This window comes from Arhodomonas sp. KWT (assembly GCF_010993615.1).
Genome location: NZ_WNXE01001113.1, coordinates 1 through 528, shown reverse-complemented (window position 1 = coordinate 528; position 528 = coordinate 1). Strand labels below are relative to the sequence as shown.

Below are 528 nucleotides of genomic sequence, written 5' to 3'. Positions count from 1 at the left end.
AGCAGTGAGGGAGGCACACGGTGCCGATATCGGTCGTAACCTTAGCCTCCCCCAAAGCGGGTGTCAACGCCGCAGCGGCGGCGTTCCAGCCCGCCACCGGATACCGGGATAACCGCCCGTCCACGAGCGTGGAGCCACCAACGGCGTGATGTCACTGCCCAGCGTCCTCACCGAGCCCGGCTCCCGGGTCGAATCCGCACTCGCTGTCGCCGTCACGGCGGCGGCCGTGATCCTGCTCGGGGCGGAAGCGGTGCTGCTCGGCTGGCAGCTCTGGCCCCGCGACACCACCGCCCCGCCGCCGGAGCCGGCGGCACAGTCGGCGCCCGGCGATGCGGCCGAGGAGGCCCCGGACACCGCCCCCATCGTCGCCGCCCACCTGTTCGGGCGCACCGCGGATAACGACACCCCCACACCGGCCCGCGAGGCACCGCCGACGCAGCTCGACCTCACTCTCCACGGCGTGGTCGCCGGCCCCAGCGAGGACAGCGGCCTGGCGATCATTGCCGCCGGCGGCGGTGACGAGCACCT

General features: G+C 73.5%; 1 protein-coding gene. It reads left to right on the top strand.

The window, feature by feature from the left end; all coding sequences use genetic code 11:
• Window positions 1-148: 148 nt before the first annotated feature.
• The coding region (locus G7A99_RS24425; RefSeq protein WP_305792378.1) for a type II secretion system protein N at window positions 149-528 on the top strand (380 nt) is incomplete at its 3' end.